At 56.3% G+C, this 17,020-nt stretch carries 14 protein-coding genes and 1 tRNA gene; 2 read left to right on the top strand and 13 right to left on the bottom strand.

Features of this window, described 5'->3' with window-relative positions:
• Nucleotide 1: 1 nt before the first annotated feature.
• Nucleotides 2–1,222: a Tm-1-like ATP-binding domain-containing protein gene (locus BL249_RS09600; protein WP_099707145.1), complete on the bottom strand. Its 1,221-nt coding sequence runs from the start codon at nt 1,220–1,222 to the stop codon at nt 2–4.
• A gap of 174 nt (nt 1,223–1,396) precedes the next feature.
• On the opposite strand from BL249_RS09600, the gene BL249_RS09605 reads away from it, so the two are divergent.
• On the top strand, nt 1,397–2,086 hold the full coding sequence (locus BL249_RS09605) for a TetR/AcrR family transcriptional regulator (RefSeq protein ID WP_099707144.1): 690 nt from the start codon (nt 1,397–1,399) through the stop codon (nt 2,084–2,086).
• Nucleotides 2,087–2,112: 26 nt separating this feature from the next.
• Here BL249_RS09605 and BL249_RS09610 read toward each other — a convergent pair whose 3' ends face one another.
• The 5 genes from BL249_RS09610 to BL249_RS09635 all read right to left on the bottom strand — a co-directional run bounded on the left by BL249_RS09610 (nt 2,113) and on the right by BL249_RS09635 (nt 7,702).
• On the bottom strand, nt 2,113–4,257 hold the full coding sequence (locus BL249_RS09610) for an ornithine decarboxylase (protein WP_099707143.1): 2,145 nt from the start codon (nt 4,255–4,257) through the stop codon (nt 2,113–2,115).
• A gap of 522 nt (nt 4,258–4,779) precedes the next feature.
• Nucleotides 4,780–5,487 carry a GGDEF domain-containing protein gene (locus BL249_RS09620; protein ID WP_099707141.1) on the bottom strand — a complete coding sequence of 236 codons (708 nt, stop codon included), beginning with the start codon at nt 5,485–5,487 and terminating at the stop codon, nt 4,780–4,782.
• A 1-nt stretch (nt 5,488) separates the two neighbouring features.
• Nucleotides 5,489–5,899 (bottom strand): DUF1987 domain-containing protein, encoded by a 411-nt coding sequence (locus tag BL249_RS09625; RefSeq protein ID WP_099707140.1) that lies wholly within the window; start codon nt 5,897–5,899, stop codon nt 5,489–5,491.
• Between the two features lies 1 nt (nt 5,900).
• Nucleotides 5,901–6,455 (bottom strand): SiaB family protein kinase, encoded by a 555-nt coding sequence (locus BL249_RS09630; RefSeq protein WP_206746964.1) that lies wholly within the window; start codon nt 6,453–6,455, stop codon nt 5,901–5,903.
• A gap of 14 nt (nt 6,456–6,469) precedes the next feature.
• Nucleotides 6,470–7,702: a SpoIIE family protein phosphatase gene (locus tag BL249_RS09635; RefSeq protein ID WP_099707139.1), complete on the bottom strand. Its 1,233-nt coding sequence runs from the start codon at nt 7,700–7,702 to the stop codon at nt 6,470–6,472.
• Nucleotides 7,703–7,981: 279 nt separating this feature from the next.
• Between BL249_RS09635 and BL249_RS09640 the strand changes: the two genes are divergently transcribed.
• Nucleotides 7,982–8,057, top strand: a tRNA-Phe gene (locus tag BL249_RS09640).
• A gap of 551 nt (nt 8,058–8,608) precedes the next feature.
• Here BL249_RS09640 and BL249_RS09645 read toward each other — a convergent pair.
• From BL249_RS09645 to BL249_RS09675, 7 genes are all read right to left on the bottom strand, one after another.
• Complete coding sequence (locus tag BL249_RS09645; RefSeq protein ID WP_143354812.1) at nt 8,609–9,127, bottom strand: hypothetical protein; 519 nt, start codon at nt 9,125–9,127, stop codon at nt 8,609–8,611.
• 242 nt (nt 9,128–9,369) lie between these two features.
• A complete protein-coding gene (gene afaD, locus BL249_RS09650; RefSeq protein WP_158233110.1) occupies nt 9,370–10,146 on the bottom strand; it encodes an AfaD family invasin in 777 nt (258 codons plus the stop codon).
• A gap of 156 nt (nt 10,147–10,302) precedes the next feature.
• The gene (locus BL249_RS09655; RefSeq protein WP_143354811.1) at nt 10,303–12,822 is read right to left on the bottom strand and encodes a fimbria/pilus outer membrane usher protein; all 2,520 of its coding nucleotides are present in this window, start codon (nt 12,820–12,822) and stop codon (nt 10,303–10,305) included.
• A 44-nt stretch (nt 12,823–12,866) separates the two neighbouring features.
• The gene (locus tag BL249_RS09660; RefSeq protein WP_143354810.1) at nt 12,867–13,640 is read right to left on the bottom strand and encodes a fimbria/pilus periplasmic chaperone; all 774 of its coding nucleotides are present in this window, start codon (nt 13,638–13,640) and stop codon (nt 12,867–12,869) included.
• Between the two features lie 226 nt (nt 13,641–13,866).
• Complete coding sequence (locus tag BL249_RS09665; protein ID WP_099707136.1) at nt 13,867–14,112, bottom strand: hypothetical protein; 246 nt, start codon at nt 14,110–14,112, stop codon at nt 13,867–13,869.
• Nucleotides 14,113–14,148: 36 nt separating this feature from the next.
• On the bottom strand, nt 14,149–14,859 hold the full coding sequence (locus BL249_RS09670) for an FKBP-type peptidyl-prolyl cis-trans isomerase (protein ID WP_158233109.1): 711 nt from the start codon (nt 14,857–14,859) through the stop codon (nt 14,149–14,151).
• A gap of 337 nt (nt 14,860–15,196) precedes the next feature.
• A partial coding sequence (locus tag BL249_RS09675; protein WP_206746963.1) for a PglL family O-oligosaccharyltransferase occupies nt 15,197–17,020 on the bottom strand: 1,824 nt, incomplete at its 5' end.

Consider the following 17,020-nt stretch of genomic DNA (forward strand, 5'->3'; position numbering starts at 1 on the left):
CTTAGTTCTCCCTGCTGAATCCGTCACGCAATGCCGCGACTGCCGCTGCTGCAAATGCCGGATCGTTGATATTATATGGTAACCGGACCAGCCGGCGACGGCTGGTTTGCCTGAATTCCGCCGCAAATGTGCGGCTGAATGCCTCTAATGCCGGTGGTGACCAGAAGGGCTGACCAGGCGCGTCCAGCGCGGAAAATCCCCCTTCGGGAAGTAAAAACGTTAACCGCCCCGGACACTGATTGAGCTTACCGGCAATCCAGCGAGCCAGTTCTGCATTTTCTGCGGCGGTAGTGCGCATCAAGGTTACCTGCGCATTGTGATGATAAAACTGCCGTCCGGCATAGCGTGCCGGCACTGAGTCAGGTTGAGCAAAGTTAACCATGTCCAGCGCACCGCAGGAGATAACGGCGGGAATACCGCTGCGCGCCAGCGCGTCAAAACGATCCTCCCGGCAGGCCAGCACGCCATCAAACAACAGATCACAGACTTCGGTGGTGGTCAGATCCAGCAGACCGCTGAGCATGCCACTGTCCACCAGCTTTTCCATCGCCCTGCCCCCGCTGCCGGTGGCGTGAAACACCAGGCAATCGTACTCCGCTTCCAGCGCGGCACTGACCGCCTGAATACAGGGTGTGGTAACACCGAACATGGTCAGTCCCAGCGCGGGTTTAAGCTGAGTCTGCGACGGCATTGAAAACTTTACGGCACCGGCAATCTGATGGGCGGCATTGGCCAGAACCCGCCGCGAAATGCGATTTAATCCGGCGACATCGGTGACCGAATAAAGCATCGCAATATCGCTGGCACCGATATAAGACGAGATATCGCCGGAAGCCATGGTGGAAACCATCAGTTTGGGAATACCCACCGCCAGACTCTGCATCGCCGGCGTGATAAGCGCAGTGCCACCGGAGCCGCCAAGACCAATAATACCGGCAAGGTCGTCACGTCCGGCAAGAAAATGGGTAAAAGCAACCGCCATCGCATCAATCGCCCGACCGCGGTCACCGCAGAATACCTGCTGTGCCCCCTGCGGATGGCAGGCTGCAATTGCTGCCGGCGTAAAGTCAGCAACCGACGACGCATCCGCTGACTGGGTAGACAGATCAACCGTTACCACCGGGACCCCGGTGGCAGCAATGCAATCACGCAAATAAAGCAGTTCCTTTCCTTTAGTATCTGCCGTCGCCACGGCATAGATATATGCGGTATTTCCCTTCATTTTCTATCGCTCCTTTGATTTATCACAAAAAATAACAAACTGATTTAATTTAAATAAAAAGATAAATCTCAGTAACAAGCAACGGAAAAAATGCGATCCCGTTGGTAATAACATCTTAGCAATTAATAAATTAATTCAATGATACGTGTGTCTCATTTACAATCAACTAAGCTTATGCTGACAATATCAGTGACCCCTAAGCAAACCTATACCAATGAGGTTATCGTGGAACATAAGGAACCCGCAGGAAGCGCCGCTCTGACAAATACCCGCGCGCGCACACGCAAATTACTCGTTGACACCGCAATCCGGCTGTTTGATGAAGGAGCGTTTCCCTCTGTTACCGATGTAGCCCAGGCCGCACAGCTGTCACGCGCGACAGCTTACCGTTATTTCCCGTCACAAAGCGCATTAGTGGATGCCGTGGTGGGCGAAACGCTTTATCCGATACAGCAGTGGCAACCGGCGCAGCCTGAAGTGGAAGCGCGTATTGATGAACTGCTGAGCTACGCATTTCCGCTAATGCTAAAACATGAAGGATCTTTACGTGCGGCACTCCATCTGTCGCTGACCCAGTGGGAGCACGCCCGCTCACAGCATACTGTGGGCAGCAAAGATAAACTGGTACGCGGTAACCGTAAAGCAATGCTGCAACTGGTCACCCGGCCACTGCTGGAAGAAATGCCGCAGCCGCAAGTTCTCAAAGTGATTCAGGCTTTGTCTCTGGTGTACGGTTCCGAAATATTCCTGGTAATGAAAGATATCTGGCATTGTGATAATGCCGGGGTAGAGGCGCTTGGCAAATGGATTGCCAAAGCGATTGTACGCCAGGCGCGTGAAGATGCCGCGGCTGCGGCATCCTGACGCCGGACAGGCCAGAAAAATCTGGCCTATTCAATCAGCATATTGGCAACCAGCCGGCGGCTTCCCTGGCCGTCATTTTCAATATAAACCCCCTGAAGTTCCGGCGAGAAACCAGGCAGCTGGTTAATACCCTGCTCCAGCGCCAGAAAATATCGTAACACCGCCCCATCCCACTCTTCACCCGGTACCACGCAGAGCACACCAGGAGGATAAGGCAACGCGCCTTCGGCGGCGATACGCCCGGCGGCACTGGCAAGGGGCACCAGCTCAACCTGGCCACGAATATAGGCGGTGTGCGCATCCTGCGGATTCATCCGCACTGCGGGCAGACTGGCTTTACGGAACATCGCTTTTTGCAAATCTTTCACGTTGTAACTGACGTAAAGGTTATGCATTTCCTGGCATAGCTGGCGCAACGTGTAGCCTGCATAACGTCGCTGATTTTTACGATACACCGTCGGCAACACCTCACTGAGCGGGGCATCGTCTCTGACATGCTGCTCAAACTGGCGTAACATGGCGACCAGCTGCACCATTTTTTCTTCGCTTTCAGCGGGTGTCAGCAAGAACAGGATAGAGTTCAGATCGCATTTTTCCGGCACAATACCGTTTTCACGCAGGTAATTTGCCAGAATAGTAGCCGGAATACCAAACGAGGTATAAGCGCCGCTGGCCGCATCAATACCGGGTGTCGTCAGCAGCAGTTTACAGGGATCCACCAGATATTGATCGCTGGCATAACCGGCAAAACCATGCCAGCGGGCATCGGGTTCAAAACTGAAATAACTCACGTCGGCGGCAATCGCCTCCGTGGGTGCCTCATGCCACGGCCTGCCCCGCACCCGGTCGGGAACAAAGGGACGGATCATGTCGCACTGATTCAGGATTGCTTTGCGGGTCTCAATTCCCAGCAGTACACACTCCTGCCACAGCCGACGCCCGGCCGGCCCCTGATGCATCCGGGCATTCACATCCAGCGCCGCAAATAGCGGATAAAACGGGCTGGTTGAGGCATGCAGCATAAAAGCATTGTTCAGCCGCTTATGCGGACAAAAACGCTGCTGACCACGAATATGGTTATCTTTCTTATGGATTTGCGACGTCTGGGAAAACCCTGCCAGCTGCTTATGCACGGACTGGGTAACAAAAATGCCGGGGTCGTCGGGTGTGAGATCAAGCATCAGTGGCGAGCCGGCTGCCAGCACCGGGATAAACTGCTCATAGCCCACCCAGGCCGAATCAAACAGGATATAGTCACAAAGAGGACCAAGGGTATCAACCACCTTGCGCGCGTTGTAAACCGTACCATCATAAGTCCCAAGCTGAATGATTGCCAGCCGGAAAGGACGGGCATCCCGCGCCCGCTCAGGGGCCACTTCAGCAATGCACTGACGCAGATACTTTTCATCAAAGCAATGCGCATCAATGCCACCAATAAAGCCGAACGGATTGCGCGCCGCTTCAAGATAAACCGGCGTCGCCCCGGCCTGAATTAACGCACCGTGATGATTAGATTTATGGTTGTTACGATCAAACAACACCAGGTCACCGCGGGTTAGCAATGCGTTGGTCACAACCTTATTCGCGCTGGAAGTGCCGTTCAGTACAAAATAGGTTTTATCGGCATTGAAAACCTTCGCAGCAAACTTTTGCGCATCTTTCGCCGATCCTTCATGGATCAGCAGATCGCCAAGCTTGACGTCCGCATTACACATGTCTGAACGAAAAATATTTTCACCATAAAAATCATAAAACTGGCGGCCAGCTGGATGCTTACGGAAAAAAGCGCCCCCCTGATGTCCCGGGCAGGCAAAGGTACTGTTGCGCATGGAAACATAGGTGGTCAGCGTGTCAAAAAACGGCGGTAACAATCCCAGTTCATATTCCGCCGCCGCACGCTCCAACCCGGCAATATCGTCTTCGCTGCCGGATAAAACGCCGGTCACTGGCGGCAGATTTTCCGGCGTCTCTCCAGCCTGCAGCGCAATAAACACCGGTAAATTAAAACCGGTATAGTTCAGCAGTGCCAGAATGCCGCTGTGGCAATCGGCAGCAGAAATCACTACTGCGGCAATATCCGTAAAATCGGTTGCGTCGAGGGTAACAACCTGACGCGCGGTCTGAAGTCGCCAGGCCACAGAAGCGCTGGCAGCAATTTTCAAAGGAGTCATACACAAATCCCCTGGCCTCAAGGATGAGTGAGTGGCAGAACCACAAAGATGGGAAATATTCCCGCGAAAAAGCACCTGACCTGGCAGCATAATGCGCGGCGCCGGCAGCCCGCCTGGCTTCACCGCATAACGCAGGCAGACAATACAGGATAATCTTTGCGCCCGGTTATCACCGCCGGTGATCCCAAAGATACAGAAGAGAAGAGACTGAGCGCCGCTAGCCTGGCTTGCATGAATGTGTCCTCAGTGTTGGCGGGAAAGATCAGACAGGACGTCAAAATTTGCGCAATGATGGCACTTTTTCCCCCAGGCTTCAACCCACTGAACCGACAGCGTAACGGTCCGGATTCTCTGATACAGGTCAGCCGGCAGGCGACCGCGCACCGCCACAGAAAAAGCGGTTTGATTTCTGTCTGTTAACCTGCCTCATCAGCGGACCCGCGGCACCAGCAGTTAACATTTTCTTGCACAGTTTTAGCGCCGTCAGCAAAGCAGCCGCGCCCGGTCTTTCCGCTGGAAAGCTTATCCCCAGCGAAGGCGATTGCGCCCGTCGCGTTTGGCCTGGTACAACGCCCGATCTGCCTGTGCATAGAGTTCTTCAAAACAGCTATGACGAGCCCCCCAGCTAAGGCCAAAACTGGCGGTAACCAGCTGTCCGGGTAGCGCAACCAGTGGTGCGACATTCAGCGCCGCGTGAATCGTGCTGGCAATAATCACTGCCGCTTCCAGCGAAGTTGCCGGCAGCAAAATAGTAAATTCTTCACCGCCAACACGGCCAATACTGGCCAGGCCCGGCAGCGTGCACTCAATCCGTTTGATCAATTCCTGCAATACCGCGTCGCCACGCGGGTGACCAAAACGATCGTTAATATTTTTAAAATGATCAATATCCAGCAGAATTAACGCGGCATCACTCTGCTGCAAAGTGGTGCTGATCCGGCTGATAATGGCATTACGGTTATATACCCCGGTCAGGGCGTCGTGTGTGGCTTCATATTCCAGCTTTTCAGCTAATCGTTGTAACTGCGCATTCAGCAGGGTCAGCTCGCGCTCAGCACGATCGCTGCGGGCAATCAGGCGGTACGATTCACGAATTAAACGCTGGTAATGACCGTTAAGGGTGAGCAGTGCCTGGCGATAAACTTCTGCATCCAGTCGCGTCTGTTCAGCAATATCGCGGGAGGTGTCAAGGATGAAATTCTCTTCGGTAAACAACTCGTCGAGATTCATGTCAGTTTTCCGGTTTCAGATAGAACGTCATCGCCGGGAAGTCGATATTCAGTTCCTGGCCAAACTCTTCGGAGATATCATCTTCACGATCGTAGTACCAGTGCAATACCACTGCCGTCCCGTTACCCGCCATATTGTTCAGCACCTCAAACAACGTAAATAACATTTTGGTGCTGGAGCTATTGAAATAGCTCAGGGCGACATGCACCGCCACCTGCACATCAGGCCGCGATCGCACCAGCCTGGCATAGGCTTCGACAGCGCCAATCAACGGCCGGTAAAATGCCGCCGCATTTTCCGGATAAGATTCGCCGGTCAGCCGCAGCAGATGATGGGTAAAGTCAAAAGCCACTTCCGGCGTACAAGCCGTGGCGGGCAAAACGATATTATTCACGGTGATGGTTTCAGCCATATTAAATAACAGCCTTAAGATAAAAAGCGGAAAGATCGCTGGACTCAACCGGATGAATGGCAAACTGCAGCGGCTCACTGGCATCGCGCGCCAGCGTCAGGAATCCCATATTAGCACCTTTGCTCCAGACCGGCGTTTCGGCACGCAGTGATGCTTTATAAGTCTGCTTAATTTCTTCGGCACTCATCCGGCGGATCGACTCCAGGCTGTGACGCAGGCGCGCCATTTCCTGGGCAGCGACAAGATTCGCGCTTTCAAAAACATATTTGCCGGCATGCACACCAAAACTGACCGACCCAAAGCGCATTTCATCATCCTGCTTTAGTAGCGCCCGGGTGTCTGAAGAGTAACGCAGGATATTCTGTACCATCTCAATAAAGGTCGAAAACAGTTTACGCCGGGTAGTAAACGATGCTTCGTTGTTTTCAAGATAACAACGGATCACTTCCCCCATCGCGGTAATGTTGTGCTGCGAAAAAAAACCGGTGTAATGCAGCGCAATCAAATCGCATTCATTGTTAGCCAGCAGATTGGTTAATAACGTCCCGCTAGTCATCATGTTCTGCCACATCAGTAACGGAAGCCAAACCACGACATGTCATCACGGCGAGCCTCATCCCCTTGCCAGGCCAGCCACGTTTCCTGTAAAGACTGACACAATTGCTTCATCGGTTGATGACGTTGCGCTTCCAGCAACATGCGGATACGACGCCGGCCAAACATAATCCGCCGCTCGCCACCAATCTGATCGGTTAATCCGTCGGTCCAGATAAAGAAGATATCCTCAGCTTTCAGTGCCAGTTCATGACGCGTCCAGCAGTAATCCACCGGCGTATCGGTATAACCAATTCCTACCCGCTCGCTGTCCAGTAACAGCGCATTTTCACTGTCAGCAGAGAGCAAAAAGCCGCTGAGACGCCCGCCAGCCCATACCAGACGATGCTGCTGCGTATCAACAAACAACGCCATGGCATCACAGCCATCGTTAGATAATGACGTTTGTTGCGACTGATTAAACTGTCCCAACGTTTGCTTAATCGCCAGATTGATATGCTGCAGTAACCGTTCCGGTCTATCCGGCTCACAGTTCGCCAGCGCTTTTTCCAGCGCAGAGGAGAGAATCACTGTCATAAATGCACCGGGCACGCCGTGCCCGGTGCAATCAGCCATCACCATCAGCCAGCCATGACCATAATGGTGAAAGGCATAAAAATCACCGCCAACACAGTCACGCGGCTGCCACATCAGACACCAGTCACGCAGCTGATTTGCCATGGTTTGTTGCGATTTATCAAGCATGGCTTCCTGAATAACTCTGGCATACTCGATACTCTGCATAATCTGCTGATGCTGACGCGCCTGCAAATCGGAAACGGTACGGATAACATCAATCCCCAGTCCCATCCCCAGATATTCGCCATTATCAGTAATCATAAAACCATCGGTTACCGATTTATCACCGGAGGCCACCATCTGCCGGGCAACGCTTTCCAGCTGACTGTCAGCCTCAATCAGCAGCGGGTTTTTATCCATAAAGGCAATACAGCTTTTACGATCATAAAGCTCGCGAAAAAAAGGACGTGACATCTGGGACAAAAAGATATGGCGGTTGATCATGCCAAACGGGCGGCGTTGCTCCACCACCGGCAGGCTGATTAACAGCTTATGGCTGGTGAACAATGCCATCACCTCAGCGTTATCGGCATCCGGTGAGACATAAGGAACGTCATTACATAGCGACCGGGCGGTAACCGGCCGGGAAGAAAACGCACGCGTATGTAGCGTAAAAGGAGGAGTTTCCATAGTCCCGGTCACCGGTCTGGAGCAATGATGACAGTGTAATGACACAATATGATAGTCTCATGTCGCAGTAAGGAATAATCCTAAAAAGACAATTTTCCACCAAAGTAAGATAAACCCGCAGCAGGAAGCCACAATCTGCAGGCCGGTTTGCGATAAAAATAAGGAAGACCAGCGCTGAGCATTAACCCTGCCGGGATGGTGGAAAAGCGCGCAATCGGCCAGCATTCCGCGATAAAGCATTTGACGCCCTACGGTCATTAAGGTTTAATGCGGCGCGTTGCCCGGATAGCTCAGTCGGTAGAGCAGGGGATTGAAAATCCCCGTGTCCTTGGTTCGATTCCGCGTCCGGGCACCAGTTTCACTTCTATGTACATCTCCCAAACTCCACAAAACTCAAGAATAATCACTGCCATACGTCATTTTCTGACACGCCGAACTCACTGACTTCAACTCAATGCTACCTTAAATTTGAGACAGCAACGCATTAAAAATCAGCAACAAACCGCTTTATACTCAACGATGATTAATCCCAATACCGAAAACATTCGGCCGGGTAACTACGGTCCGTACTCAGGAGAAAAACTTTCATGCGCTGAGGTTGTCATCGGCTATCTTTAACGCCGGGTTGTTATCCCGGCATCCGCGATGGTAAAGCAACCAGGGATTGACCGGATGATGGATTGTGGTTTAAAACAGAGTGCAAGAACCTTGCACTCTGGGGTTATAACGATCACCGTCAGCCATAATGCCGGCTTTACGAGCAAATCCGCGACCTGAGGCAGTCACGTCAGGACCTGGATGGTATACACGGCAACAGTGTTTTTACTCAAGCCCAGACGTCTGAACACCCGTGCACTCCCATGGGGCGCAACCCCCCCCTTTTCCGGTCGAACTAGCAACGGGGAGTCATGGGACGTATACCGCAGCGGTGACGCCGATGGTGTAATCATCGGCTTCGACTGTCTGATCGCCCATCAATTTAACCGCGTACGCAGCCTGTTTTGACGCCGGTCCGGACACCTGGTACCATCCCCCGCCGAGGCTATCGTGGGTGGAGTCCCCGGTCGCATTCAAGGTGTCAAGAACCAACTCCAACTCATGCTTCGGGTCGGACTTGCCTTTTGCCATCGCCTGTAAACCTCCTGTCTCCACCGACACTACCGTGGCCGTCCACTTTATCGCAAACAACGCCGCATTAGCTGCCGTGATACTTCCTGTCGCGACCGGGTCGCCGTCCGACAGGTCGCCGGCCTCAAGACCGTCTACAGCGGTTAAATCGTTGTTAATCACCATCGGAGCTGCGAAACTAAGCGTGGCCGTCTTTTCTTTGGCCGTGGCCGTATCGACTCCGGTAGCATGCGCCACACCGACCGAACCCATCAGTAACATCACCTGCATGGCGAGTGTATTTATTGTAGATTTCATAATGACCTCTGTTAATAACATATCAAGACCGTGGATGCATGAACCCCGCCCCTTCCCTAAAGGGACCCCGCGCCACCCACAAACGCGGCAGGTATACGAAAAGAATGCCGCTAATTTGACCTAAGATGATTAGTAAAAAATAAACCGATGGTAAGATGCTCTCAGTCTGGGCAGAGACGGCGGTAACACCAACCACAGTAATGGACTTTTAACACTCGAATAAGCAACCGGTCAGGGTGACTTCAATCACTCCAAACAGCACTTTCAACCCTCACGACATAAGTGTCCGCTGGCACCTCCTGTGCACCATCCGCATTGACGGTATAATCAAAAACGGGATGCGCGATGGCCTTGACAACCCAACTATCCCGCTCAGCCACCGCCTCAGGGAATTGCAATTTAACCCTGAGTTTATGGCCATCGTTATTTTCGCCCGAGAGGATAATATGGCGGACGTCACCGTTTCGTTCGCCATCCCCTTGGGCAAAGCGGACCGCTATGCGTTGCTCAGACGCGTCCTGTGTACTCACCACACCAATAGCCAGCAGCGTGTTGTCTGCCAGGTCGGTTAAGAAGACAGGCTGTGCAGCCCTCAGCTCATGCCGAAGCACTCTCCCGGCAGCAAAATCAAGGGTGGCAAGTTGTTGCACGGACGTCCCCAGGCCATTGCGATCCACAACAGCGGCTCTGACCACAAACTGATAACTGTCGGCAACAACCGTTTGTTCACCATCCGATACGACACTGAACGGCGCAACGTCATCACCTGTATCAATAATCAGCCCCTTCCCACTGCCCCTGTCTGGACGACCGCCAGCTCTCTCAATCCTGACGTGTAATCTGTTCCGTTCATTTCGAGTGCTGGTTATAACATAACGGTCTGGCGTACTGCCGGGCGTTGATACATCGCTCCATACCTGAAACCCCGCATGCGTATCATGGGTTTCGACACTCCCCCTGGCGATAATGTCACCATCACGTAAGTGCGCGCTCAGCCCCTCGCTGGTCTGAATGCTCAAGCGAGGAGCTTCACTCGCCTGGGCATAAACCGGACCCGCCAAGTAATACGTCAGTATTCCAGCCATCGCATAGGCTCGCGCGTTTATTCTGCCCACCATTAATGCCCTTATAGTTACCGTTCAGCAAAATACCGTTCGCCCGATTATGATTACGCTTTATTGACAGATTTCCTTTGTCGTCCTGACGATACCGCCTGGTAATGTATGACTCCCTTCATCAGGCAGCGTATAATTTACCCGACATTGCTTGTTCCCCCCCCATTTGGCTACCAACGTACCTTGAGGAGAAAGACCTGTCAGATACACCTCCCCTTTGTCGCCGACAATCCCCGCGCCTTGTACTGACACCTGTGTCACGACAGAGCCAAACGGGACAACCTGGCCCCCGGTTCGCGTTAGGGTCATCAGTGCACGCTCCCCCACACGGACAGAGAACGCCGCTGGCACCACTGCGCCCTGCGTAGGGACAACTTTCACATCGGTCTGCATGATTTCCGCATTCGGCGGTAACGCCGTCGGATCCAGACTGATGGTATTCTCCTGATAAGGCGTCAGATATGCTTTGCTCGTGTACCCCCTGAAGTCCGTGCTAACCCCGGGGAAACCACTGACCAATACGCCAGATGCACCCGGCGCTTCGACAAGCGCAACCGTGCCGCCGAGCGATTGACCAAACGTGACACCGTTGTGATGCACAATCATGCCTCCCGCCACACTCCCCCCCATCTGACGCTGGTGAGGGCTGTAACTGTAGTTACCCGACAGTTGCCCGTAGCGACCAGTCCATGTCATGCGCAATGCACTGTTATCGCGATCAGAAACACTATTCCCACTCTGATGGCGCTGCTGCACATCCCAGTTCAGTTGACGGTCGAAGGCATAGCCGTTCAGGCCCATCTGGTTGGTATCAGAATCTCTCGACGAGGTCAGTTGGTACGTTACACTCACTGATGAACCGTGTGAGCTCAACCAGCGATCTAATGGCACGCTCACATACAAACTTGTCACCGTATCGGTTCGCCGCTCACCGCGGTTGTCAAACTGCCTGGTTTTGTTCAGACCCAGCGAGACAGATACCCCCCCGACCCCGAAGCCATAACTCGCCCCGTATGAATCATCATGGCCACCACGGTTCCAGTAATTGCTCCGACTGCCATTGAGGTTCAGGTATCCCCACAGCCCCATGGCCTGGCTCAACACAAGCGAAGTAGTCGACTTTCTGCGGTCATACGGACTGTTCAGATAATCCCAATCCGCCCGTTCACCACTTTTTTGCCAGATATTCAGCACGTCTGACAGCGTGTTATAACCCTCTGAAACATACTGATGGGTCATCACCAGCGTTGTCTGCGTTGCAACAATCTCTTTGCTGAAACGCGCACGCCAAGCAGTGCCATTCTCCGTATCTCTTCCTCTTCGACGGGCATGGCTGTTTGTGCCATCCAACGATAGCGCTCCCCATGCTCCCATTGAGAGGCCCAGCCCCAGCGACACCGCCTGATAGTTCGCTGCCGTTTGCCCCCCGCCGTATACCGTGAGGTTCCAGGGTAAACCGACCATCACGGTGCCCTGGGCCACTGAGCCTGTCGCCCCTGAACTCGCCGGACGATAACGCCCCGCCATGACGTTGTACTTAACGTAACCTTCTCGCAGCGATACTGCAGGCGTCTGATACGGCACGGTAAACACCTGAGGGTTGCCATCTGTTTCCCATACGGTCACCTGCAAATCCCCCCCGCTACCGGATAAACTCAAGTCTGTTAGGGCAAACGGTCCCGGGGCAACCGTCTGGCTGTAAATCGTATACCCGTTTTGCCTGACTTCGACGCGCGCCTGTGTCCTGGCAATGCCCCGGACTGTCGGAGCGAACCCGCGCTGGTTCCAGGGCACCATATTGTCATCCGTGCTCAGCATCACCCCACGAAATGGAACGCTGTCAAACACATCACCAGACGTCGACCGCTCACCCAACGTGAGCCGGCTCTTCATGTCATACAAGCCACGGTCAGCATAGGTGTAGACACTCTGCCATTTTCCTTTCACGACGCCTTGTTTCTGCCAGTTTGTCTGATTGCGCAATCGCCAGGGCCCCAGGTTGGCCCCCGGGTTTAATTGCACATAGGAAGAGTTGGTGTTTGTTGTATACCCGCCCCGGTATTCCGTACGCGTTGTGTTCGCATTGTAGTCCAGCAAAAAAGCCGGAATACCGTCACTCCATAATTCCTGCGGCGCAATGCCGCGCAGTTGTGCCCGGAGAGAAACCTGCGGAATGCTCAACAAGAGTTGCTGGCTGTAAAACTGATAGTTCACTTTCGCGCCCGGAATGGCCGACAGTAACGCACATTGTTCCTCTCGGGCTTTCGCATCGTAATAGTGATCGACCAGGACACCGTAACGCGACAAGCTGTCCACACTCAGACACGGCGCAAGAAAGGATGAACCGTCTGCCTCATTGCTGCGCTTAAAGACAACGTCGCGGTAATCGACCCGCTCCCCGTTGAGAAAAATATCAACGGGATAGGTCCCGGGCAGCTGCCCCCCCTGATTAATCAAGGTCATATAAATGCCTTTTCCCGATAGGCCTAGCATTGAAGGGTCAAAGGTATATTCTCGCGCCAGGCCCGCACAGGGTATGCCCCCGATGCTAACAGCCAAGGCAAGCAGCTTTAGATTCAAACTCAAGGATCCTCATGGTGGGCCTGCTATTGGGCCTGGTCAGATTACTGCAATGTACCGGTGTAAGGCCGACTGCTCCCCCCGAAGTCGGTGATCAGGTGCCATTCAACTTTCCCCGAGGCGCCTTTGGGCAACGTGAATTTCCGTTCGCCTTGCGGCGGGATATAATCCAGACCGTTGACAGATTGACCACCAACGGATATTGACTGCAGGTTCATATAAAACGGCGTAGGGTTAGTCACCTTCAGCCAGATGCCCTGACGCTGCCACTTCAATGACGACGCCATATCAGTTGGAGAGCCTTTAATTGATGACGGACGCACCAAGAGCTTGATGCAAGAACTCACGCTAACCTGAACATTGATGGTAGCCTGTGACGGTTTGACCGCCTTTCCATTTTTTTTCGCCCACTCATCATCCGCCTGCGGGGGGATGCCTGACACACAGAGCCATTGCAGCGTCTCCCGGTCCTTCGCGAAGTCACCGCCGGTGCGAACAATGCGCACCCGACTCTGTTGTTGCCCGTCCAGGCGGAACAGCGGCGGTGACACAACGAAAGGGGCCGCGCTCTTTCGGTCTTCGTTGAGCACCTCTGATTTCACCAGCATTGGGTAATCCTGCACGTTCATGATGGTCAGGGTGGCCCCCTCGGATTCGGGATCATAAATGACCCGGGACTGCCCCAGTTTCAGCGTGAAAGGCTGCTCTTTCGTTGCAATACGATTATGTGCCTGCTCAGTGGCATCTGCAGCTTGAGAAACAGCAGCAAGCATTAAGGCCAGGAGGACGCCAGGCAAAGGCGACTGTAGGTAAAACATCGTATATTTCCCTTTTATCTCAGATAAGCTTTGGTCTATGTCGCCGTGTCACAGGCACACCACTTCATTAAGCCCTTGCAAAAACCAGCGCCTCAGCGACTGCTGGTCCCGTAGGCGCGCCTTGCGGGAAACGCGCCGCGCGGCACCGGCTGGGGTAACAGATCCGGTTGATTACTCATCTCTCCTGGCAGGGAGCCCCCGAGAGGACACCCCGCCGGCTTGTTAGTCAGTGACCACCACTGCCGGCCACGTAATGCTGGAAGAAGAACATCCACGCCACCAATAAACCCAGGCACACCAGCACGATGAAACCCACGCTGTCGCCATCGCGGGCGACGGACCGGCGCGTGGCCCCGTGGATATCCCCCCTGAGCAGCGCCCTGTCCAGCGCACGCCAATAGCGCCGCAGCAGGCGCCAGTGCCGCTGGCAAACCGCCACGCCACGTCGCCAGGCGCGTAGCCAGCATTCCATCCTTCTCTGCATCCCTCTCCTCCCTATTGCTGCGCCTCACGCGCCCACGCCTTTTACGGTGACGTCAAAAATCAACGTGGCACCGCCGGGTATGGCAGGGGGCAACCCCGCATCGCCATAGCCCTTTTGGGGCGGGACCACCACAATGACATGCCCGCCTACGCCGACCTTCTGCAGCCCGATGGCGACCGCCGGCAACAACGCCCCGACCTTCACCGTTTTGTTTTGCCCGTTCTGGCCTGAGGCATCAAAGACCGTGCCGTCCGGTAACGTGCCGGTCACGCTCAGGATCGCCCTATCCGTCGTACGCAGGTGACGTCCCTTACCTTGCTCCACCACCAGGTACCAGGCACCCGCATCGATGAACGCCCCCTTGCGCTTCCCAAAAGCCACGCGGTAGGCCCGCCCCTCGGTCTCCTGATGCTCCCGGACGGCCTGCGCCTGACCGCTGTACTGGGCGTTCAAGGCGGTCATCGCCGCCTCCATATCCGCAGCCCCCATCCGCAGCGACCGATGGGCATACATGTCCTGCAGACCCGCCATCAGATAACGACGGTCCAGCTCGATACCCAGGCCGCGCTGTGTGGCCAGCGAGTTCTCAATATCGCGCCAGACGTTGACCCCGCTGGCGTACGCCTGACGCTGCGCCTCGGTAGCCAACGGCAAGGGGTTCTCGTCACCCGGGGCCGGCGGCGACGCCTCCCGCTCGGGCACCGGCGTCGGGTTTGCCGCTGCCGCGCCGCTCACGCCCTCCGCGGACGGTTCGGCGCCAGGGTGCCCCGGCACGCTGGCAGACGGCGTAGCGGCAGGCGGCACAGAGGAAGGCGCCCCCGATGTACCGGTGGCCGCCTGGGCAACAACCTGCCCGCCGAACGACGCGGTGGGCGGCGCGGTACGGGTTGATGCCGGCGAGCCGGACGTGGGCGCTGGCGAAGTTTCCACCCCTGCGGACGGCGTCTGCGCCGGCAATACACCGGTACCACCCAGTAACGCCCCCAGTAGACAGCCAAGGGGGCGGAGTCGCCACACAGGCCTATGCATAGAAAGTTGTCGTAACATCATGTCGTATGCCTCAGTCAATACGTTAGGGTTCAGGCGTCGCCGGTATCAGCGACGACCAGGGAAACAGATACTGCGCCCGCGCCAGGGTCTGGCGGTAGGCCGTCATATCCCCGCCGGCCCGCTCCAGTTGCAGCAGGGTGCGGTACATCTCCGGGCTGGGGTACCGGGTCAGGTAGTCTGATAACCAGGCTTGCGCCGACGCGCGCAAGGCCTCGTCATGGTGGTGGTTATAGAGCCACACCGACCGGGCCAGGCCGCCCAGCCCGACCTCGTCGGGGTCAACCCAGGGGTTCCAGCGCAGGGCATCACGCAGCGGCTGAATGTCCGCCCCCGCGGAGCGCACGGCAACGGACACCGCACCCGCCACCCGGGCGTTGTTGATGCACTGGACGGTCGCAGCCAGGGCCACGACCACGCCGAGGGCCCGCAGCCACGGCGCAAGCCGCGGTGGCGCAGTCCACACGCGACCGCCCGCAACAGTCCCTGACCGTGCCACCCCGATGCCGGCCAGCAGCACGGGCACCAGTACGTGCAGGGGGGACTGGTACAGGGGAAGCTCCACCATCGCGTGCAGGGCTATCGGCAGGCAACACACCAGCCACCCCGCGGCATCCCCCCGTGGGGCGCAGAACCCGCCGACCGGCGCCATGGCTCGCCAGGCCAGGTAGGTCCGCCACAGCCCCCAGCCGACGATAAGCAGCAGGCCGCTCACGGCCACCAGGCCACCCTCTACGGCCTGGAACAGCAGTTCATTATGGGGATGCCTGGTGGTGGTCTCCCAGCGATAGCCCAGCTCCGGGTCCCGCAAGACCTCGGTAAACACCCGCGTGAAGCTCCCCATGCTGGTGCCGAAGAACGGGTGGGTCAGCCACTGCCGCCAGGCAGCCCGCCAGAGGATGACACGGGCGGCCCGGCCATCACTATGGTCCAGTCCGGTGACGAGGTCGGGATAGGGGACGGGGGGCGCGTGACTAGAGGTAGGTGATGCCCCCACGGGTGCCGCCACGACGGCCGCAGTTGTGGGCGCGGGCTGGCTGATTGACTGCCAGCCGGCCAGGCCGCCGAGGGCGATACCTGCCACGGCGACCAGCACCACGAGGACACGGTAATAGCGCGCCAGAAGGAGCAGCGCAACCACAACCAGGGCGGCGCCCAACACACCGACGGTGGATTGGCAACACACCAGGGCGGGCCCCATCACCCCCAGGGCAAGACCCATCGGGCCGCGATGATGCCCCCGGAGGACCTGTAGGGTCGCCACGCCGATGACAGTCGCCAGGAAGCTGGCCATACAGTTGACCTGCATGAAGAGGCCGGACGGGCGCCCGTCCCCGGCAGCCGGCATCCACACTGCCTGGGGGTCCGGCGCCAGCACCTGTACATAGACCGTGACTGCCGCGGCGACCCCGGCGGCCACCAGTGCATCTCCGAGGCGGGCAGCCCCGCCCCGACTCAGGCGACAGGCTGACACGCCCGCCAACACCAGGCCGGCCAGCCACAATGCCGTAACCCGGGACACCACCGGCAGACTAAGCGTGTCGCCCCACACGGCGGGTAGACTCAACAGCGCCATCCCAGCGAGAGGGGCCGCATACCATCTGAGGCGCAGAGATGTCGCACGTAGGCACACCACCGCGAGCCAGGCTGCCGCCAGCACCCAATAGAGGCCGCTGGCGATAAACCGCCCCTCGCCGGGCCACAGGCCCAGCGGCGGCACCAGCAGGGCGGCCGCAAGGAGGGCCCCCAGCCCGCCCATGCCCCGTGCCAAGCCCCGCCGCTTCCGCCGCATAGCCGACGACGAGCCGTCCGCCGCAGGAGACATGCCAGGGGGCGCGAGGTGACGTAT

Origin of the sequence: Erwinia sp. OLFS4 (genome assembly GCF_002752165.1) — a bacterium.
Classification (GTDB): Bacteria; Pseudomonadota; Gammaproteobacteria; order Enterobacterales; family Enterobacteriaceae; genus Izhakiella.